Source organism: Marinobacterium profundum, from assembly GCF_001528745.1.
GTDB classification, from domain to species: domain Bacteria; phylum Pseudomonadota; class Gammaproteobacteria; order Pseudomonadales; family Balneatricaceae; genus Marinobacterium_A; species Marinobacterium_A profundum.
Genome location: NZ_BCNS01000057.1, coordinates 1 through 2445, shown reverse-complemented (window position 1 = coordinate 2445; position 2445 = coordinate 1). Strand labels below are relative to the sequence as shown.

The following is a 2445-nucleotide window of genomic DNA, read 5'->3' as shown; positions in this document are numbered from 1 at the left end:
CGCAATATGCCCGCCGCCGCCGCCGGAGGCTGCAAACGCACACCGATCAGACGCAGGAACTCTATATGAGCCTTGTCCGGCAGCCGATTCAGGCGATAGATCATGATCTCGGTGAGGTAGGCGAACGCCTCCAGCAAGGTCATGCCCGGATCGCCCGGCGTCAGATCAGTCCAGTCGGGGCAATGCTGCACAATAAGCCGGCGTGCATCCTCGACGAGCTGAGCAAAACGGCGGTCATCGAGATTAGGTGATTGAAGCGGCATCAGCTCCCCTCCAAACTGAGTTGCAGCGCCAAGACCAGGCCATCCTGATGCAAAGTGCGCCGAACCCGGTAATCAAGCATGATGTCCATCCGTCCGGGATCTGCCGCGTTACAGTCAGCATCAAGGCGCAGAATATCAATACGTGGCTCCCATCGCTGCAACGCCTGGCGCACGTAATGAATAGCCAGCCCCTGTGTCGTAGCGTCATTTGGCGAGAACAGCAGGCGATGCAGATCGCAGCCATAATCCGGTCGCATCAGACGTTCGCCGGGCGCTGTCGTCAGCAACAGCAGGATGGCCTGACGCACCGAGGCATTGGCCTCCACCATATCGATGCCGCCGGTACGCGAAACCCTTAACCCGGGCGCGTCTTCGACAAGGTCGAAATCGGGGTGAACAAAACACCAGGCTCGGTAAAAGGGCGTCGCCATCAGACCTCCCTGACCAGCGACTGGCCCGGGGTGCGGACACTGTAATTGACCATCCCAGGTGGCGTACCGTCGGTCAGCCCGATCACCGTATCCAGACAGACGCGCTTACCGTCGATGCGCAGCAAATCCGAGTAGCCCGACCTTACCTTGAGCGTATTACTGCAGGGTTTTACCGTCGGCCCGTACATGGGACAGCCAACAATCGGCCGCTGCTCAGGGTCGGTCGCAACCAGAATTCGTCGGTGCGCGATTGTCACCCAGCTCTGGGTTGCCAGGATATTGACGATTCCCAGTTCATGATCGCAGTTCAATATGGCATCCTCGGTTAACAGCTGCATCATGCCCTCTCAAAATCGATTGACTGCCCGCGAATTACAACCGGCTGCCCCGGTGCCTCGATCTCAAGCCGGGTGGCAGCGTGAATGCGACAGCGATCCTGCGTGAGTTCAATCAGGCTACCCTGGCTGTCGCCCATACGGGCCTCCTGGGGAGACAGCTGCAAAAAGCTGCCGTCGTTGCATTCGATGCGCAGGGTTTCCTGCACATCATCAAGCAGCAGCCGCTGCCCGCCCGGTGTTACCAGCGTAAAACGACGCACGGCTCCTGCCTCGACACCGCTGTCCGGCGGTGCCTGGGTGCCATAAAGCCCCCCGAGAACCAGACTCTGGGCAGGCTCACCATTCACAAACAGTACCAGTACCCGATCATCCACATCCGGCAGCGCGATAAGCCCCTTGCCGCTCCCCGCTCCGGGTACAACCACCCCCAGCCAGCCGGTCTCAATTTCGTCGTAATTGGGCAACATCACCCGCACCCGCCCAAGCCCTTCGGGGTCATCCACCCGGGTCACCTGGCCCAGCGTCATGCTGCTGCCCTGGGTCGGTGCCCTGATGACAGGCGGCGCAGTATCTATCTCGGAGAGAAACCCCTGCTGTCGATCAAGTACATGAGTGACAGCCGTGAGGATATAGCGACCTTCGAGCGCAGCAGCGACGCCGTGGATTTCGACCGGTGTGCCGGGTTGCAATCCCGGGTTGCCATCGGCCACTCCCCACAGGGTCACTTCGCTGGCGACTCTGCGATCCAGCTCCGCCTGAGCCAGACCCTCAGCCTGGCGGTCACCCTGCACGGCAACATCGACGATGTCTCGCTGACCCGATCCACCGACCCTATCCAGATCAATGCGGGCGTCGACTTCTCGTCCGACCCGGGGCGCATCTGCCCGCCCACGGTGAGGCTCGGCATGCCAGGGATCCCAGCCCCGGGCCTCCACACTGCGACACGCCAGATCACTATTCACCCCGATGCGCGCCTCCAGCAGGGATGATCCCAGCGACAATGCCACCGGGATGCCGGTCCCCTCCAGCGTCAGAATATGCAGGACGTCGTCGCGCAGCGTGAAATAAAGCCCGCAGCGATCAGCCAGTTCGGTGATCATGTCGAGATCAGACTGGCGATATTGCACCAGCTGCTGCTGCACTGGACTGTCCGACGATGCCTGCACACGCACGCCAAGATCGGCGACCAGTGTGCGTACAAGCTCTGCAAGGGATACCTGCACGTGGGTGCTAACCGGCTGGCGCTTGCGTAATCGATGCAGCAGGTCATATCCCCGCACCCGCACCTGCTGCGGCGCATCGGGCCCGTAAACAAAATCCACTGCGGTCACCTGACCCACGAAAAGGGGGTCCTGAAAACCTTCAACGCTGATGCGCAGGGCAGCGCCTGGTGCCATCGCAGCCGCACCCGCG

The 2445-nt window shown here is 61.3% G+C and carries 4 protein-coding genes; all 4 read right to left on the bottom strand.

Annotation, left to right across the window (positions count from 1 at the left end; genetic code table 11):
• The coding region (locus MPRO_RS02850) for a hypothetical protein (RefSeq protein WP_216821223.1) at positions 1–263 on the bottom strand (263 nt) is incomplete at its 3' end.
• Positions 263–694 carry a GPW/gp25 family protein gene (locus tag MPRO_RS02845; RefSeq protein ID WP_067286663.1) on the bottom strand — a complete coding sequence of 144 codons (432 nt, stop codon included), beginning with the start codon at positions 692–694 and terminating at the stop codon, positions 263–265. The genes MPRO_RS02845 and MPRO_RS02850, both read right to left, overlap by 1 nt.
• Positions 694–1035 (bottom strand): hypothetical protein, encoded by a 342-nt coding sequence (locus MPRO_RS02840; RefSeq protein WP_216821222.1) that lies wholly within the window; start codon positions 1033–1035, stop codon positions 694–696. The genes MPRO_RS02845 and MPRO_RS02840 overlap by 1 nt, the downstream gene beginning before the upstream one ends.
• The coding region (locus MPRO_RS02835; RefSeq protein ID WP_067286659.1) for a phage baseplate assembly protein V at positions 1032–2445 on the bottom strand (1414 nt) is incomplete at its 5' end. The genes MPRO_RS02835 and MPRO_RS02840, both read right to left, overlap by 4 nt.